Here is a 17,199-nt window from a genome sequence, read left to right on the forward strand (position 1 = left end):
TAAAAAAGCCCTGTCAATGACAAGGCTTTTAGTTATTTAATTAAATAGAATTATTCAACTAGTAACTTCTTTGTAATACCTAAGGCATTCTCAATGATGTAAAGTCCAGGTCTCACATTTTGTAAATCAATGGTACTCGAATTCTTAACTTCGGTGACCATTCGTCCAGAAATATCATAAACTTTATAGTCACTCATGTGACTAAAGTTCACTCTACCTTTTGTTGGATTTGGGAACATTCTAAAATCATTAGATGCAATAACATTATCATCAACGCTCAATATGTTGTCCAAAGAATAAATACTCAATGTAGCACTCACTTCGTTGGATATTACAATTAAAGCAGTTCCTGTTGGACTGTCATCAGCATTCACATAAACAATGCCCTCAGGTCCAAGGTCGCCACTTTCTGGGTCGCCCTCCACATTACCACGACTGTTCAAATATTGTAAGAAAACAGGTGCATTTGGATCTGTCACATCATAAATCATAACACCGCCTATTCTTTCTAGGAGCACAAAGGCATAGAAAGAACCTTCTATTTCCTCTACAATAACCGCTTCTGGTTCAGGTCCTTTATTGTCACTCCTATTCTTGAAGTTATTGTTACTGTTACTCGCGTTGAAAATACCACCATAAGTAGCATCAGCAGCCGTAATCACCTCAAAGTCATTACCGCTGTCATAGACAATGTTCCCTGAATTCGCCTCAAAAATACTGAACGACCGGGCACCATAAACATGGATTTCCTCGAACTCTGGATCACCATCGGTATTACCAGAAGCGTTCGAAACATTAATATCACCGAGGGTATTTTCTAGTTCCAATATAGAGGCATTAGGGAATACTGCAGGATCCAAATTATAGTCAGAGTCATCTAATTTGCGTTCCTCCTCATAAGTATCATACTCACGTGCATCACCTTCATTGGCCGTAACGATGTAAGCTGTACCACCAACATTATAGTAATCAATCCCGTCTGGCATGTACATACCATAAATAGGCCAAGACGCATTGAAAATAAAGTCTTGCTCATCACTGGTATCCAATGAATTGGATGCAATACTATGATCCTTTAGACCGAATGGAACAATTTGAGTAATAGTTGGTACAGTAAGGTCTACAATAGCATAGGCATTGTTTTCTTGCAGTACTACATAGGCTGTCTGGCTATCATCTGAAACGGCTATATATTCAGGTTCAACATCTTGAGCAACGTTAGCCCCAGGTCCAAATATCCTAACATCTGCTGCCAACAGCGCAGCCAAATCACCATTAAAGCCGGTAAAGCCTAAATTAGTTACATCACTTTGGTCAATAGAACCTAAACCACCTGTTACATCTATAATCGAAACACCACCTTCAGGATCAATTGTATAATCGTTATTAGGTTCTCCTTCATTAGCAACCAATAGTTTTGTACCATCAGGTGTAAAGGTTAACATATCTGGCAAAGCCCCAGCCGTTACCATAACCTGATTATTCCCGTCTGTATCAGAGAACATAACCATACCTGGATCTGTTTTAGGGTCTGCTGCTATAGCTGCTGCTAAAATACCATTACTCACAGCAACACTCTGCACGCCGTCTGTATTGGGTGGTAAAGCAATACTTGAAATTGGAGTAATATTACTTGGGTCTGAAAAATCTAAAACTTCAATTGAAGTACTATTGGTAACGAATAAACGTTGTGTACTCGGGTCATATGCTGTTATCTCAGCAGTTCCATTGGCATCGACCAAATAGCTTGCCAGATAGCTGGCGTTCAAAACTGATGAATCGACTGCAGGTACAACAGTATCATCATCAAGAATATGGGCCGAGAATGTATTCGCACTACCTATAGTCGCACCACTGGCATTTTGTAACTCAACTACAAAGAATATGTCAGAACCATCATCACCATTGTCTATAATCGGAATATTCAAGGTCTGGTCCGCAGAACTACCCGCAGGAAAGGTCAAGGTCTGCATCGTAGGATAGGTAAAATCACTACCCTCAACTGCAGAACCGCCAGTAACTAATGCCACTTCAACGGTTACTTCTGAGCCTGGAGCTTCAGAAATTGATACTGTTAAGGTGATACTTGAACCATTCTCAGAGACAGAATCATAGGCTTCAGAAAAAGTCAAAACTGGAAGCATTCCTATTCTAATTCTTGTATCCTGGTCAGCATCTGTTTCAGCAATGTCGTAAGCCGACGCATTGTCTGGATGGAAAGTAGACATGTACTCGGCCACCGCGTCCTGTTCCCCACCTGTATTACTAAAGGTGCTGTTATTACCAGGATCATTACCAAGATCTCCATCAGGAAAGTCGACGGTCTCACCAAAACCGAGACCACTATAGTAATTTATTCGGTTAGGGGCACTCAATTGATCGAATGGATAGCTATCCCCTCCGTTGGCAAGAAAGTTTAAGGTCACCATATTGAAGGTAATTCCACCGGGAGCAACATTAACACCGTTGTCTACGACAACCACATCATTAGTTGGATCAGCATCACCTCGATCAACCACCAAACTAACTAACCTGCTACCTGCTGGTCGGTTAGGATCATAAACAAAACTCATTCCTCCTATCTGAGGGAAACGTCCAGGAGTTGCTCCTGGAGCTACTTCTGCTAGACCGTGCTCTATTATGGTTATCAATTCGGCCGGTGTCATGGTCAATCTTACAAGCCCGTTGTCAAAACGCAATGTCGCCCTTAAATTACCCTCGGAAACTTCATTATTGGTTGGAGGAGAAAACACAATATCATTTGGATCATTTGATCCTCCAGGAAGCACCGCTGAACCAATCTCTGTTCTTATACCACCGCCGTTCTTAAGTGAAATGTCCACATCTGCATCTGCAGCAGGATTAAGAAGATTGGCGTACCAAAGGTTAGCATCTGCAGTCAAATTGCCTAAGTTGGTCTCCTGTGTCCTAACCTGAGATCTTCTCCCATCAAGATAGACACTAGCAAAACCTACAACATTACTAAACTGTGCGGTGATAACACCTTGAACAGCATCTCTAATGGCAACTACATCTGGGTTTGGCGTAGCACTTAAAGAATTTACCAAAGTCTCAGTCGCTGGGTAGACACCATTTATAGTATCGTCCAATGCACTGATATCTAATATACCATTGGAATCGAACTCGACAACTAATCTTCCAAGGTATTTATAATCGCCATCTACATTAACGACCAATACAGGATCTCCTCCAGCATCAGTAGTTTGGAAGGGATAGGCCTCATCGAATGCTGCATCGGTAACAAATGAATTACTGAACAAAGTATCGTTGCTATCTCCCATTCTTGTGTTGGATCCTCCGGCCACTATAATATCAACACCGTCTAACAGTGATGCCAGTTGTTTCTCTATACTTATGGCTTGCATGTGAGCCAAAAGAACAATTTTATTGACACCACTATTAGTAAGTGCATCCACACTTGTCTGAATCTCTGCAGCCAAATCATTTACCGTTGTCCCTGGACTTGGTGATACTACCAAGCTGCCCATGGTTGTAATATTTGGAAAACTAGGAGCAACAGCACCAACAATTCCGATTGTTTCTCCATCTATGGTCACCACAGCATATTTGGCTACTTGGTTATTTAATGTGGATATGTCATTACCGTCTGTTCCGATGATACCCGAGAAGTCGCCATCAGAAGAAAAGTCTATATTGGTGGATAACCAAGGAAAATTAGATCCTGGAAAGGTAACACCACTATTTGATTCAATGTTAAAAGCCGAATCAAACAACTCTCCAGGCCCTTGATCGAACTCGTGGTTCCCAAAACTTGATACATCAACACCGAAAATATTAGCAAATGCTATATCCACATGGCCTGGCTCGTTGCTACCTGTCAAGCTTCGTACCGCACTGTTCTCAGCGGCAAAATATCTAGGTCCAGGGATGATAAGATCACCAGAGGTTACGGTAAGGGTGTTGTTGCTATAAGTTGGGTCGTTCTTGAAAAAATCGACCAAGGCAGAAAACTCGTCCACCGCATCAAGCGCACTCTCCTCGTTACCGTCAACATCAGAGTAGTGCAACAATTGTAGTTCGAAGTTCTGGGCAATTATTTTTGCACCAGAAAACATGAGTAAAATCATGATAAATACCATGATTTTTTCAAAGTAAAAATTTTTCATTGGAATGGTTTTTAAAATGTTGGATTATTTCGATCCATAAAATTAAATTGCCAATCCTAGAGTAAGGTAAATCTCTCGTTATTATAAAGTAAAAGAAAAAGCACCTCAATGAGGTGCTTATGTTAAGAGTGTTATTTAGATATTAAAATAGGTTAACTTTTTGTAACCTCTATTTTATCTATCTCAATTTTAAGATTATCAGTACTGTTTTCTAGGTTCTTCTCAAAAGCCTTTATTTTCTCTTCAACAGCTTTCTCAGTCCCTTCAAAAGTTTCAGTTTTCAATACTTCAACTCCGTTTTCCATAATCTTATACTCGATGGTTGCCTTAGCCATATCGTCAGAACTAATAGCCATTTCAACCTTTATCTCTTGTTCATCGTTTGCTGCTAATCCTGTCTCAGAATGACCTCCTAAAATTGGAGCAATCACTAACCCTACTAAACAAGTTAGTTTAATAAGAATGTTCATTGAAGGTCCTGATGTATCCTTAAATGGATCACCAACCGTATCTCCAGTGACTGCAGCTTTATGTGCATCTGAACCCTTGTAAGTCATTTCTCCATTAATTTCTACGCCTGCCTCGAATGATTTCTTAGCATTATCCCAGGCACCACCAGCATTATTCTGGAAGATGGCCCACATAACACCACTAACACATACTCCGGCCATATATCCGCCTAGAGGTTCAGCTCCAAAAACTAATCCGATAAGAATTGGTGTTATAATAGTTATAAGTCCTGGTAATATCATTTCCTTTAATGCGGCTTGCGTTGAAATATCAACACATTTTGCATATTCTGGCGTTCCTGTACCTTCCATGATTCCAGGAATTTCTTTAAACTGTCGACGTACTTCTTGTACCATTTCCATCGCAGCTTTACCAACAGATTGCATGGCAAGTGCAGAGAAAATTACTGGAATCATACCTCCCACAAATAACATCGCCAATACGTCAGCTTTAAAGATATTAATTCCGTCAATTCCTGTAAAGGTTACATAAGCAGCAAACAAAGCTAAAGCTGTTAAGGCAGCGGATGCAATAGCGAATCCTTTACCTACTGCGGCAGTTGTGTTACCAACAGAATCTAATATATCTGTACGCTCACGCACGTGAGGCTCTAATTCACTCATTTCGGCAACACCACCTGCATTATCTGCAATCGGGCCAAAAGCGTCAATTGCGAGCTGCATTGCAGTAGTAGCCATCATAGCAGAGGCTGCTAAGGCGACACCATAAAATCCTGCTAAGGCATACGATCCAAAAATAGCAGCGGCAAAAAGAATAACGGATAGAAATGTAGATTTCATACCTACTGCTAAACCAGCAATAATATTAGTGGCTGCTCCCGTAGAACTATTTCTAACAATATCCATTACAGGTTTTTTACCTAATGAGGTGTAATAGGCTGTCACCATAGAGATTAATGCACCAACAGCCAGTCCAATCATTGCAGCGTAAAACACGTGACGAGAAGGAATCGCTTTCGCTCCCTCACCAAAGAAATTCATGGTTAATGTTTCTGGTAACATCCAACGGATTAAGAACCAACTTGCAATTAACGTTATTATTATAGACACCCAGTTACCAGTATCTAATGCTTTTTGAACCTGAGATTCTTTAGCATCATTACTAGATATCGTAACTAAGAACGTACCAAGTATAGAGGCTAATATCCCAACACCTGCAATTACCAATGGTAACAATATTGGTCCCATATTATTAAAAGCATCAGTGAACTGTGTTGTCGCCGACATGTCTTTTATTACATAATTACCTAATACCATGGCAGCAAGTACTGTAGCTACGTAAGAACCGAATAAATCCGCTCCCATACCAGCAACGTCTCCGACATTGTCTCCAACATTATCAGCAATGGTTGCAGGATTTCGAGGATCATCCTCTGGGATACCAGCCTCTACCTTACCGACTAAATCTGCACCAACGTCAGCAGCTTTGGTATAAATACCACCACCTACTCTGGCGAATAAAGCGATAGACTCTGCTCCTAATGAGAAACCGGCTAAAGTTTCAAGAACAACCGTCATATCTGCGTAAAAATCTCCACCTTCAGTCATAAATTGACTTAAGAAAATAAAGAATAATAAACTTAAACCTAACACGGCCAATCCTGCAACACCCAATCCCATCACAGTTCCACCACCGAAGGATACTTTTAATGCCTGTGGCAAACTTGTTTTTGCCGCCTCAGCAGTGCGAGTATTAGCTTCAGTAGCAACACGCATACCAACATTGCCAGCTAATGCAGAAAAGACTGCTCCTATAATAAAGGCTGGTATAATCATTACACTAGTGGTATCAACCATTTGTGAAATTCCAAATAATGCAGCTGATGCTATAACTACGAAAATTAATAGAAGACGGTATTCTGCATTAAGAAAGGCAAGAGCACCTTCTTTAATCGCCTTAGAAATTCCTTGCATTTTTTCGCTTCCTGCTGGTTGCTTTTTAACCCATGACATTTTAATAAACATAAATAGCAATCCTAGAACTGCTAAAGCCATTGGGATAAAAATTATGTTAGATTCCATATTAAAGTATTTAGTTTGATTTGATATTTAGCTGGGCAAAAGTAGTGAATTGAATGTTAATAGAAAAACCCTTTTACAAGCAATGCAAAAGGGCTCTTTATTGTGATATTTTGTCTTGAATTAAATCATAAAATTACCTTTGGTCTTGTGGTCACTATTTTGGTACCGTTCTATACATTTTTGTACAATACTTTTGGCTTCATCGGCATTTCCCCAGCCTCCAACGTCAACTTTCTTTTCTTCTAAATCTTTGTAAACCTGGAAAAAATGTGTAATCTCATCTAAGCGATGTGGATTTAAATCAGAGATATCTTCTTTTAAGCTCCAAATAGGATCTGATATAGGTACGCACACAATTTTTTCATCTGGGCCTTTTTCGTCTGCCATATGAAATACACCTATTGGTTTTACCTCCATAACACACATAGGAAAGGTTGGCTCATGACCCAAAACCAAAACATCTAGAGGATCGGAATCTAAGGCTAGGGTCTCAGGAATAAATCCGTAATCACCAGGATACATCATTGAAGAGAATAGCATACGATCAAATCTAATTTTCTTCAAATCAAAATCGTATTCATATTTATTACGACTACCCTTGGGAATTTCAATCAATACATCAAAGGTTAAAATGTCTTTGTTTGCCATGGAATTACTTTTAGAACTACGAAGATATAAATTAAGCCCGACTTAAGTATTTAAAAATAAAACCCGAAACTTCCTGTTATACCAAATCTTCTGGCACCGGGATTATCTAGATAATTTCCTCTAAAGTTAAGGTCTATTCGGAGTACCTTAAATATATTGGCCACGCCGAAACTATATTCATAATACACTTTAGAGTCTGGGGCAATTAACGGAAACTCTAAAGGATTTCCCGTAGTGTTGAGTGCTATGTTTTTATCAGATAGCTCACCCCATACACCTCTTAAGGCTACAATAGCCCTTAAATTATATTTCTTCAAAAATGGAATTCTAGAAAAAATACGTCCATTAAAATTATGCTCTAAATGCATAGATGTATAGGTATCTGTAACAAATTCGTAAAAATCTAACTGTGGAAACGTGTTGTAAATTGAGAAATAAGTTTGATTACCAGGCACCACACTTAGCAAGGCAAGTGGTACCTCTCCAAATGTTTTGCCTAATTCTACCGAGCTTGTTAACCTACCAAAACCACCTAGCTGCCATGGCTGAATGTAAGAGAACTGCAATTTAGTATACTCAAAATCACTATTAAACCAATCCCTGTCACCTTTAGTTATCTGCGCGAAAAGACGAGCAAAATTATCATTCTTTTCCTTACGCTCTACACCAAATCCTGTCATTTGGCGTTTTGGAAAATATCCTAAGGAAAATCGGCTTTCAAACTGGTACACTTCTGAAGACACTCCCGTTGGTGATCTTGGATCGTTAAAGTCCAAGCTAAAGGTGGGCGAAGCACTACTAATTCTCCTGAAACTCCCGTCCCATCGGACTTCCAAATTTCGTAAAGGTTCTACAGCGACACCAAAATTTGTTAAATTTATATCTGATAATTTATCGTTAGCGCCAGCTGTAAATACCGCATTGGACGCTAAACTACGCCCTAAAACATCGGTAGAGCTTGTTAAACTTGCACCGATTTGCTCTATATCTCTGCGATGGCCTCCAAAGACAATAAATCGGCTCCGTTTGTCTAAAAGCCACTTACCTGAAATTCCATGCTTAAATTTATTGTCTTTAAAACCATAAGCCACAAACCCTTCCAAACGCCACAAATCATTTGGCCCAAAGTAGGTTCGCCCACCAGTTCTTATACGCAAGCCTTCTACATCATTATAGCCAAAGGTTGAGAATATCGGGCCATAATCAAAATTTATACTTGGAAATTCTACATATCCGGAGGCTAAAATGCTCCCTAAATTATATAAACGTTTAAATTTCTTAACGGTTTTTAGCGTATCCAACATTTTGTATACCCCTTTTTCGTCCTTATTGAGGGCTTCCAAACGGTTCTTCTGCCAAAATTCTTCCTCCCTATTGTAAACGTCTTCGTCATAATTATAAACTACCTTATCATAAAATTTGGTGTCTTTTTGTTCATTGAACTTATAATTATCGTAAAGTGTAGTGCGCTTACCATAAACACCTCTTGACGCTTCTTTTTTATTAAGCGCAAAATCAGATAAAAAGTAATCGCGCTTTATAAGAAAGACCGAATCACTTAAAACCTCGAACTCTTGCTCAATATATATTTCTTTTACCCAATTGATATTAGCGCTTTTTGAAGCCTGCATATTTATTTCCTTAATCGCATAGGTAGAATCATTCACCCAAAAATCACCCTTAAAAGTCAGCTCGTTTTTTCGGCGTGGATAATAAATTATATTGTAGCACCATTTATTGTCAATGTAGGCACTATCCGATAAGACATAATTATAGGTTTGAATACCCGATCGACCAATAGGGCTTACAAAACTTTTGTCAAAAAATTTAAGATAATTATCGTAGACATTATATTCTGAATACAAATCATCAATAAAGTCTATAATCACTTGGTTATTACTAAACCCAGAGTTTTTGTTTCCTACTAAATCAATGCGTTCTTTGTTGATTAAATTATCTCCAGAAACGCGCTTCACGGACTCGTTTAAGAAAATTGGCAAATAGGTTTTACCAGTAACACTAGAGGTGTCAACCTCTTCAAAAACAAATTCCATTCCCTTAAATAATTTGCTTTTTATCAATGCACTATCTATAGTATTAAGATCGAATTCTACTTTTTCGTACTGATCATACTCGTATTGCTTAAATTGATTGAGCCCATTTTGCCGTTTGCGCTCCCAAATTTTCTTTAAAATACGTATTGCTGGATTTTCTGATGCTTTTTTAGATTGCTTCCCTGTTACAATTACGACCTCATCTAATGAAGAGGCCTCCTCATTGAGGACAAATTTTAAATTGTAATTGACACTTTTGGGCAAGGGAATTTCTAAAGTTTCGAAACCAATAAAAGAGACAATCAAGGTCTTCCATCTTTCGTCGGACTCTAAATAAAACTTCCCGTTTTCATCTGTAGTTGTACCTTCTGTAGACCCTTTAAATAATACATTTGCGTAGGCTACAGGTTCATTGTTGGCATCATAAACATAACCACTAACCTTAGTTTGGGCAAAACTCAAAAAAGCCGAGAACAAAAAAAGAAGAAAGAATAGTTTTAACCTCATATAGAAACTACAAACTTCACCGATAACCAAGTTATAAATAAACTCTAAGGTTATAAGTGAAGTTTATTAAACGTAAAATTCTAGGAATTATTTATTTGTACATTACTTTTTTTACAGCCTTAACAACGTCAGTACTATTAGGCAACCACTCTTCTAATAAAACGGGAGAATATGGAGCAGGTGTGTCTGCCGTATTGATTTTAACCACAGGAGCATCAAGGTAATCAAAAGCCTCTGACTGCACTAAATAGGTGATTTCCGTAGCTACATTTCCAAAGGGCCAAGCTTCCTCAAGCACAACCAACCGGTTTGTTTTTTTTACAGACTTAAGAATGGCTTGTCGATCCATAGGTCTAACTGTTCTCAAATCTATAATTTCACATGAAATTCCTTCCTTAGCTAACTCATCGGCGGCTTTATAGGCTTCCTTTATAATCTTTCCAAAGGATACGATTGTAACATCAGTACCTTCACGTTTTATTTCTGCCACACCTATAGGTATGGTGTACTCGCCCTCTGGAACCTCACCTTTATCACCATACATTTGCTCACTTTCCATAAAAATGACAGGATCGTCATCTCTAATTGCCGATTTTAAAAGACCTTTTGCGTCATAAGGGTTTGATGGCACTATAACCTTTAGCCCAGGAGTATTAGCAAACCAACTTTCAAAAGCCTGTGAGTGGGTTGCTGCCAATTGACCAGCAGATGCTGTAGGCCCTCTAAATACAATAGGACACTTAAATTGCCCACCAGACATTTGTCTAATTTTTGCTGCATTATTAATTATTTGGTCAATACCAACCAAAGAGAAATTAAACGTCATATACTCTACTATAGGCCTGTTACCAGTCATTGTAGAACCAATAGCTATGCCGGCAAAACCTAATTCTGCTATAGGTGTATCAATAACGCGTTTTGCACCAAATTCATCTAACATTCCTTTAGAGGCCTTGTAAGCACCATTGTACTCCGCTACTTCCTCACCCATCAAATAAACACTTTCGTCTCTGCGCATTTCTTCACTCATGGCTTCACAAATCGCCTCTCTAAATTGAATTGTCTTCATTCTATTGTTTTAAGTCGAATAGCAAAAATAATAATTGCCACTAAATTAACATGAGTTATATAAGTAATAATATCATAAAATGATAAGGTTAAAAAATTCGTTTATTATTTTCCAACTTATAGAATGATATCAAATGCTAAAATTTTAGAAAATCCTCAAGTTTAACCAGTCAACTTTTCTAAATCCGTAATCAACTCCAATTTATCAATCATTTTTAGAAAATTTTATTATGCGTGCATAGTATTTTTCAAAAATTATAAGTATCTTCGTGCTCGCAAAAATAAAAACTTAGATATATGAAAATATTAGTCTGTATTAGTCATGTTCCGGACACGACATCGAAAATTAACTTTACAGATGGTGATACAAAATTTGATACAAATGGCGTACAATATGTAATTAACCCTAATGATGAGTTTGGCTTAACCCGTGCTATGTGGTTTAAAGAAAAACAAGGTGCTAGTGTTGATGTCGTTAATGTTGGAGGTGCAGAAACAGAACCTACGTTGAGAAAGGCCCTTGCCATAGGTGCCGATGCAGCTATCCGTGTTAATATAGAAGCTACAGATGGTTTTGCAGTGGCAAAACAACTCGCAAATGTTGTTCAAAATGGTGGCTACGACTTAGTTATTGCTGGACGTGAGTCAATAGATTACAATGGTGCCATGGTCCCTGGAATGCTAGCTACTTTAATTGGAGCAAACTTTGTAACCAATTGTATAAGTCTTGAAATTGAAGGAACTAGCGCAAAAGCAGTTAGAGAAATTGATGGTGGTAAAGAGACAGTTAATACGTCTTTACCATTAGTCATAGGAGGTCAAAAAGGTTTAGTAGAAGAAAGTGACCTAAGAATACCGAATATGCGTGGTATTATGATGGCTAGAAAAAAACCTTTAACGGTATTAGAACCTGTAAATGTTATTGCTGAGACAAAGGCCGTGAGCTATGAAAAGCCTGCTCCTAAAGGCGCAGTTAAATTAGTTGATGCCGACAATATAGATGAACTAGTGAACTTGCTTCACAATGAAGCTAAGGTAATTTAATAATCCCATTTCGATGTCCAAAATCTCCTTGAAGAATTTGGAATTTGAGATTTAAAAATTGAAAGAAAAATATGTCAGTTTTAGTTTATACAGAATCAGAAAAAGGAAAATTTAAAAAAGCAGCATTTGAAGCGGTATCATATGCAAAAGCAATCGCAGATGAGATGGGTAGTAATGTTACTGCCATAGCCATAAATGCAAATGACTTAGAGAGCTTAGGAAATTACGGAGCATCAAAAGTTCTTGAAGTTGCAGACAACAATTTAGATGTTTTCAATGCCAAAACATATGCTGCGGTTATCGAAGCCGCTGCAAAACAAGAAAATGCCTCCGTAATCGTAATTAGCTCAAGTGCAGACAGCAAGTATCTTGCTCCTCTATTAGCTGTTGGCTTAGAGGCAGGCTATGTTTCGAACGTCGTTGAAACACCATCGAACCTTTCACCCTTCACGGTGAAGCGCACCGCTTTTACGAACAAGGCTTTTGCCAATACCAAAATTACGACAGACAAAAAAATTGTTGGGCTATCTAATAATTCATTCGGGCTAGTAGAATCTGGTGGGTCAGCATCTGTTGAAGCTTTTTCTCCCACACTCCCAGAATCTGGTGTTACTGTAGAATCAGTTGATAAAGCTATTGGAAAGGTAACTATTGCAGATGCCGAAGTTGTTGTTTCTGGTGGACGTGGATTAAAAGGTCCTGAAAATTGGCACTTAGTTGAGAACTTAGCAGAAGTACTTGGAGCGGCGACAGCCTGCTCTAAGCCAGTATCGGATTTAGGATGGCGTTCTCACGGTGAGCACGTTGGACAAACCGGAAAGCCGGTGGCTACTAACCTTTACATTGCTATAGGTATTTCTGGTGCTATACAGCACCTGGCCGGTATTAGTGCTTCAAAAGTAAAAGTGGTTATAAATACCGATCCAGAAGCACCGTTCTTTAAGGCCGCCGATTATGGTATTGTTGGTGATGCTTTTGAGGTAGTTCCCAAGCTTACTGAGAAATTAAAAGCATTCAAGGATCAGAACGCATAATTTTATTACCTTTAAGAGATAAGGGCTGTTTAAATTTTAGATTACCCGTTTCGGTTTAACCATTTATCGAAAGTATTGGGAAGATATCCAAATCTGCAAATAGCAGTTGGTAAAGTCCAAATTTAAACAGTTCTTTGTGTATAATAATATGAGTCTAGTTCGATTAAACATAAAGGGGATATCTTATAGTCAAACCCAAAATGGTGCGTACGCCTTAATACTCAATGAAGTAGATGGCGACAGAAAGCTCCCTATAGTTATTGGTGCTTTTGAAGCTCAGTCTATTGCCATTGCTTTAGAAAAAGAAATTAGACCACCAAGACCCCTCACTCACGATTTATTCAAGAATTTTGCAGATCGTTTTGATATTGTTGTAAAACAGGTCATTATTCACAAATTAGTTGATGGTGTTTTTTATTCTAGCTTAATATGTGAACGCGATAAAATCGAGGAAATAATAGATGCTAGAACTAGCGATGCCATTGCTCTTGCACTGCGATTTCAAGCTCCCATTTTTACTTATAAGAATATCCTTGATAAAGCAGGTATTTACCTTAAAGTCAACCCCAAGAAAGACGAAGAAGAAGAGGACAGTATTTTAGTTGATGATTTAATTGCCGAGGAAATTGAATCGGCAGCGATAGAACAGGAAGGTTATAAGGACAAAACTTTAGATGAACTTCATAAATTACTTGAAGAAGCCGTTGCTAATGAAGACTATGAAAAGGCGGCCAAAATAAGGGATGAAATATCCAAGCGCTAATTAAGATTCCATTTATGATTAAATTTTTCAAGATTATTCTAGCAGTCTTATTTGGAATAAATTTTCTTCTCGCTCAGAATCTTGAAAAAACTTGGCAATTTGAAGCCATAGAAAATGCATCAGAAGAACCTCTTTTTAAAATTACTGAAGACGATACCTTAAGCCTTGCCAAAGGTAAGTTTTCATATAGCTTAAAAGCAAAGAATAACCTACAAGCTTATGGCGACTATATTTACCAAAATAATCTCCTCCTCTTTTATTATAGCCATCCCAACGATACAATAAGGCACTACAGGATTACCGAACTTACGGACTCCACCTTAGTGTTTAAGGAGTCTGGGGTTAGTTACAGGTTTAAGCCTTATGAAAAAGTTGTGTCTGCAGAGAATACTATAGTCCCAAGTCAAGGATTTTCTTTACAAAGCCTCGGTAGAGGAGCATTAGGTATGTTGGTACTTTTAGTACTTGCCATAATCTTGAGTAAAAACAGAAAAGCCATTAATTGGCGTACCGTAGGGTTTGGGTTATTAGCACAGCTGCTATTGGCTATTGGTGTTCTTAAAGTTCCCTTTATTCAATCGGTTTTTGAAACTATTGGAAAAGGTTTCGTTAATATTCTAGATTTTACAATGGCAGGAACCCGGTTCTTGTTTGCATCTTTCAGCACCAATGAAATTGCGGACTCGTTACTCACTTTTGCTGTTTCTATTTTACCAACAATAATTTTCTTTTCGGCATTAACCTCTGTACTTTTTTATCTGGGTATTATTCAGAAAGTTGTAAAAGGTATGGCCTGGTTACTTACCAAACTATTAAAAATATCTGGAGCAGAAAGTCTAAGTGTAGCAGGTAATATATTCTTAGGACAAACTGAATCGCCTTTAATGATTAAGGCATATTTAGAAAATATGACCAAATCAGAAATCTTGTTAGTTATGATTGGTGGTATGGCAACAGTTGCAGGAGGAGTTTTAGCTGCGTATATTGGCTTTTTAGGTGGCGAAGATGAAGCCTTACGGATTTTTTACGCTAAGCATTTATTAACCGCTTCCGTGATGGCAGCGCCAGGGGCTATTGTTATCTCCAAAATTTTATATCCACAACAAGCCCCAATTAATGAAAATGTTGAGGTAAGCCAAGACGTTATTGGGTCCAATATTTTAGATGCCATTGCAAACGGAACAACAGAAGGTTTAAAACTGGCTGTTAACGTAGGTGCCATGCTCTTAGTGTTTTTAGCCTTCATCGCCATGATTAATGGCATTCTTGGATGGGTTGGAGATGTGACGACTCTAAATACGTGGATAGCTGCTAATACGGGTTATAATTCCTTTTCCCTTGAACTTATTTTAGGATACTTGTTCGCTCCTCTCATGTGGCTCATCGGAGTTGCAAAAGAAGATATGACCTTAATGGGCCAACTGATTGGAATAAAACTCGCTGCTAGTGAATTTGTAGGTTACATTCAATTGTCTGAACTTAAGAATCTTGCTAATCCAGTCCATCTCAAATATCAAAAATCAGTTATCATGGCCACCTACATGCTTTGTGGTTTTGCCAATTTTGCTTCCATCGGTATCCAAATCGGTGGTATTGGTTCTTTAGCTCCAGGTCAGCGAAAAACGCTTTCGGAATTTGGTCTCCGCGCTTTAATTGGAGGAACACTGGCTTCCCTTTTATCTGCAACTATTGCCGGAATGATTATTGGCTAAAAATCGCGTTAAATCATGAAGACATTTATTGCACTATTACTTTTTATCAATATCGCTTATACTCAAACTACAGATATCATATGGCAGAACACCATTAATGCCAGTGATTTCGATACTGTATTTACAGCACTAACCCTTTCTGATGGCAGTTCCTTAGTAGTGGCGACTTCTGACTCTAATGCCAGTGGTGACAAGTCCGAAAATTCTAATGGCGGAAATGATATTTGGCTCATAAGACTTGACGCCCAAGGGGATATTTTATGGGAAGAGACCTTAGGTGGGTCTTTATCAGATTTTATTAATTCTGCTCAAGAAACAACTGATGGAGGGTTTATATTGGCTGGTGGTTCAAAATCTGATATTTCGGGAGACAAAACAGAAAACAATATCGGCGAGAATGACGTTTGGGTTATAAAAATTAATGCTACAGGTACTATAGAATGGCAAAATACCATTGGCGGAACAAATAGCGATAGCGCTCGAGCTATTGCTCTAACAAATGATGGCGGCTATATTGTTTCAGCTTCCTCTGAATCTGGTATATCTGGAGACAAAACTGAAGGAAGAAAGGGTCAGATAGATATTTGGCTGTTAAAACTAAATAGTTCTGGTACACTGCAATGGCAAAATACCATTGGCTCTAATGGAGATGATATCCCAACGGTAGTGGGCCAAACTAATGATGGAGGTTATATTATTGGCGGGTATTCTAATTCCGACGCGGAAGATGATAAATCCGAAGGCGTAAGTGGCTTTAATGATTTCTGGGTTATTAAAACTGATAATTTAGGCGTCATTGAATGGGAAAATACAATAGGTGGAAACGCTTCTGATATCTTAAGGGATTTGGTCATTTTAGATAATGATAATTTCGTTTTAGCTGGCTACTCAGATTCGAATATTTCCCTAGATAAAACACAAGACTCTCGAGGAACTTTTGATTATTGGATTGTTGAGCTCGCTGCAAATGGATCTATTTTAGGGCAATCCACTATTGGTGGAGACGATGAAGACTTCGCTTTTGATATAAAGGTTACTACTGACGGCAATTATTTAATTGCTGGGCAATCTAAATCAGATACTTCTGGCGAAAAACTAAAAGACTCTAATGGCGCTATCGATTATTGGCCCGTAAAAATTGATAATAACGGAACTATTCTCTGGCAAGAGACCATTGGTGGAAATGCAAATGACAACTTAGTTTGTGCAGCAGAAACTGATAACGGCTATATTCTTTACGGACATTCATTTTCTGATGTCAATGGTGATAAAGACGAAAATTCAGATTTCATAGACCCCTGGATTGTAAAACTAAACAAAGAGCCAACATTCTCAATTGAAGATGATACATTGAATAAAATTACAGTATATCCAAACCCTAGTTCCTCCATAGTGTTTCTGAACAACAAGGAAAATGAGCTGCTTGTTTTGATGGATATTTTAGGGAATGAAATACAAAGGACTACAAAATCTCAAATAGATATCTCCAACTTAACTTCGGGAGTATATCTGGTCAAAATTTTTGACCAAAAGAAAGGCCTTATAAGTGTTAAAAAAATTATTAAGCCATAACAAAAGATTTCTTACCCGTTAATAACTTTTAATATCTGAGCTGGAACAATAGTAAATGGTATTTATCATTTTATTTATTTTCGCCTTAGACCTGTTG

10 protein-coding genes are annotated in these 17,199 nt (G+C 38.1%); 5 read left to right on the forward strand and 5 right to left on the reverse strand.

Annotated elements, in window-relative coordinates; translation table 11 throughout:
- Positions 1-50 precede the first annotated feature (50 nt).
- From J4050_RS10010 to J4050_RS10030, 5 genes are all read right to left on the reverse strand, one after another.
- A complete protein-coding gene (locus tag J4050_RS10010) occupies positions 51-4,148 on the reverse strand; it encodes a choice-of-anchor I family protein (protein ID WP_208154445.1) in 4,098 nt (1,365 codons plus the stop codon).
- A 152-nt stretch (positions 4,149-4,300) separates the two neighbouring features.
- Complete coding sequence (locus tag J4050_RS10015) at positions 4,301-6,700, reverse strand: sodium-translocating pyrophosphatase (RefSeq protein WP_208154446.1); 2,400 nt, start codon at positions 6,698-6,700, stop codon at positions 4,301-4,303.
- Positions 6,701-6,820: 120 nt separating this feature from the next.
- Entirely contained in the window at positions 6,821-7,348 is a 528-nt protein-coding gene (locus J4050_RS10020) for an inorganic diphosphatase (protein WP_208154447.1), read from the reverse strand.
- A 50-nt stretch (positions 7,349-7,398) separates the two neighbouring features.
- Positions 7,399-9,909, reverse strand: a complete 2,511-nt coding sequence (locus tag J4050_RS10025; protein ID WP_208154448.1) for a DUF5686 and carboxypeptidase-like regulatory domain-containing protein — start codon at positions 9,907-9,909, stop codon at positions 7,399-7,401.
- Positions 9,910-10,000: 91 nt separating this feature from the next.
- Entirely contained in the window at positions 10,001-10,978 is a 978-nt protein-coding gene (locus J4050_RS10030) for a pyruvate dehydrogenase complex E1 component subunit beta (RefSeq protein ID WP_208154449.1), read from the reverse strand.
- A gap of 296 nt (positions 10,979-11,274) precedes the next feature.
- Here J4050_RS10030 and J4050_RS10035 point away from each other — a divergent pair, with 296 nt between their 5' ends.
- The 5 genes from J4050_RS10035 (at position 11,275) to J4050_RS10055 (ending at position 17,102) form a co-directional block, all read left to right on the forward strand.
- The gene (locus J4050_RS10035; protein ID WP_208154450.1) at positions 11,275-12,021 is read left to right on the forward strand and encodes an electron transfer flavoprotein subunit beta/FixA family protein; all 747 of its coding nucleotides are present in this window, start codon (positions 11,275-11,277) and stop codon (positions 12,019-12,021) included.
- Between the two features lie 71 nt (positions 12,022-12,092).
- Positions 12,093-13,055 carry an electron transfer flavoprotein subunit alpha/FixB family protein gene (locus tag J4050_RS10040; RefSeq protein ID WP_208154451.1) on the forward strand — a complete coding sequence of 321 codons (963 nt, stop codon included), beginning with the start codon at positions 12,093-12,095 and terminating at the stop codon, positions 13,053-13,055.
- A gap of 148 nt (positions 13,056-13,203) precedes the next feature.
- The gene (locus J4050_RS10045) at positions 13,204-13,818 is read left to right on the forward strand and encodes a bifunctional nuclease family protein (RefSeq protein ID WP_208154452.1); all 615 of its coding nucleotides are present in this window, start codon (positions 13,204-13,206) and stop codon (positions 13,816-13,818) included.
- A 14-nt stretch (positions 13,819-13,832) separates the two neighbouring features.
- The gene (locus J4050_RS10050) at positions 13,833-15,530 is read left to right on the forward strand and encodes a nucleoside transporter C-terminal domain-containing protein (RefSeq protein ID WP_208154453.1); all 1,698 of its coding nucleotides are present in this window, start codon (positions 13,833-13,835) and stop codon (positions 15,528-15,530) included.
- Between the two features lie 15 nt (positions 15,531-15,545).
- Positions 15,546-17,102 (forward strand): T9SS type A sorting domain-containing protein, encoded by a 1,557-nt coding sequence (locus tag J4050_RS10055; protein ID WP_208154454.1) that lies wholly within the window; start codon positions 15,546-15,548, stop codon positions 17,100-17,102.
- The last annotated feature ends 97 nt before the right edge of the window (positions 17,103-17,199 follow it).

Source organism: Winogradskyella pelagia (assembly GCF_017581965.1).
In the GTDB taxonomy this organism is placed as follows: Bacteria; Bacteroidota; Bacteroidia; order Flavobacteriales; family Flavobacteriaceae; genus Winogradskyella; species Winogradskyella pelagia.

Excerpts from the sequence above, each read along its gene's own strand:
- J4050_RS10010 (WP_208154445.1), bottom strand. The coding sequence starts at position 4,148 with ATGAAAAATTTTTACTTTGAAAAAATCATGGTATTTATCATGATTTTA.
- J4050_RS10015 (WP_208154446.1), bottom strand. The coding sequence starts at position 6,700 with ATGGAATCTAACATAATTTTTATCCCAATGGCTTTAGCAGTTCTAGGA.
- J4050_RS10020 (WP_208154447.1), bottom strand. The coding sequence starts at position 7,348 with ATGGCAAACAAAGACATTTTAACCTTTGATGTATTGATTGAAATTCCC.
- J4050_RS10025 (WP_208154448.1), bottom strand. The coding sequence starts at position 9,909 with ATGAGGTTAAAACTATTCTTTCTTCTTTTTTTGTTCTCGGCTTTTTTG.
- J4050_RS10030 (WP_208154449.1), bottom strand. The coding sequence starts at position 10,978 with ATGAAGACAATTCAATTTAGAGAGGCGATTTGTGAAGCCATGAGTGAA.
- J4050_RS10035 (WP_208154450.1), top strand. The coding sequence starts at position 11,275 with ATGAAAATATTAGTCTGTATTAGTCATGTTCCGGACACGACATCGAAA.
- J4050_RS10040 (WP_208154451.1), top strand. The coding sequence starts at position 12,093 with ATGTCAGTTTTAGTTTATACAGAATCAGAAAAAGGAAAATTTAAAAAA.
- J4050_RS10045 (WP_208154452.1), top strand. The coding sequence starts at position 13,204 with ATGAGTCTAGTTCGATTAAACATAAAGGGGATATCTTATAGTCAAACC.
- J4050_RS10050 (WP_208154453.1), top strand. The coding sequence starts at position 13,833 with ATGATTAAATTTTTCAAGATTATTCTAGCAGTCTTATTTGGAATAAAT.
- J4050_RS10055 (WP_208154454.1), top strand. The coding sequence starts at position 15,546 with ATGAAGACATTTATTGCACTATTACTTTTTATCAATATCGCTTATACT.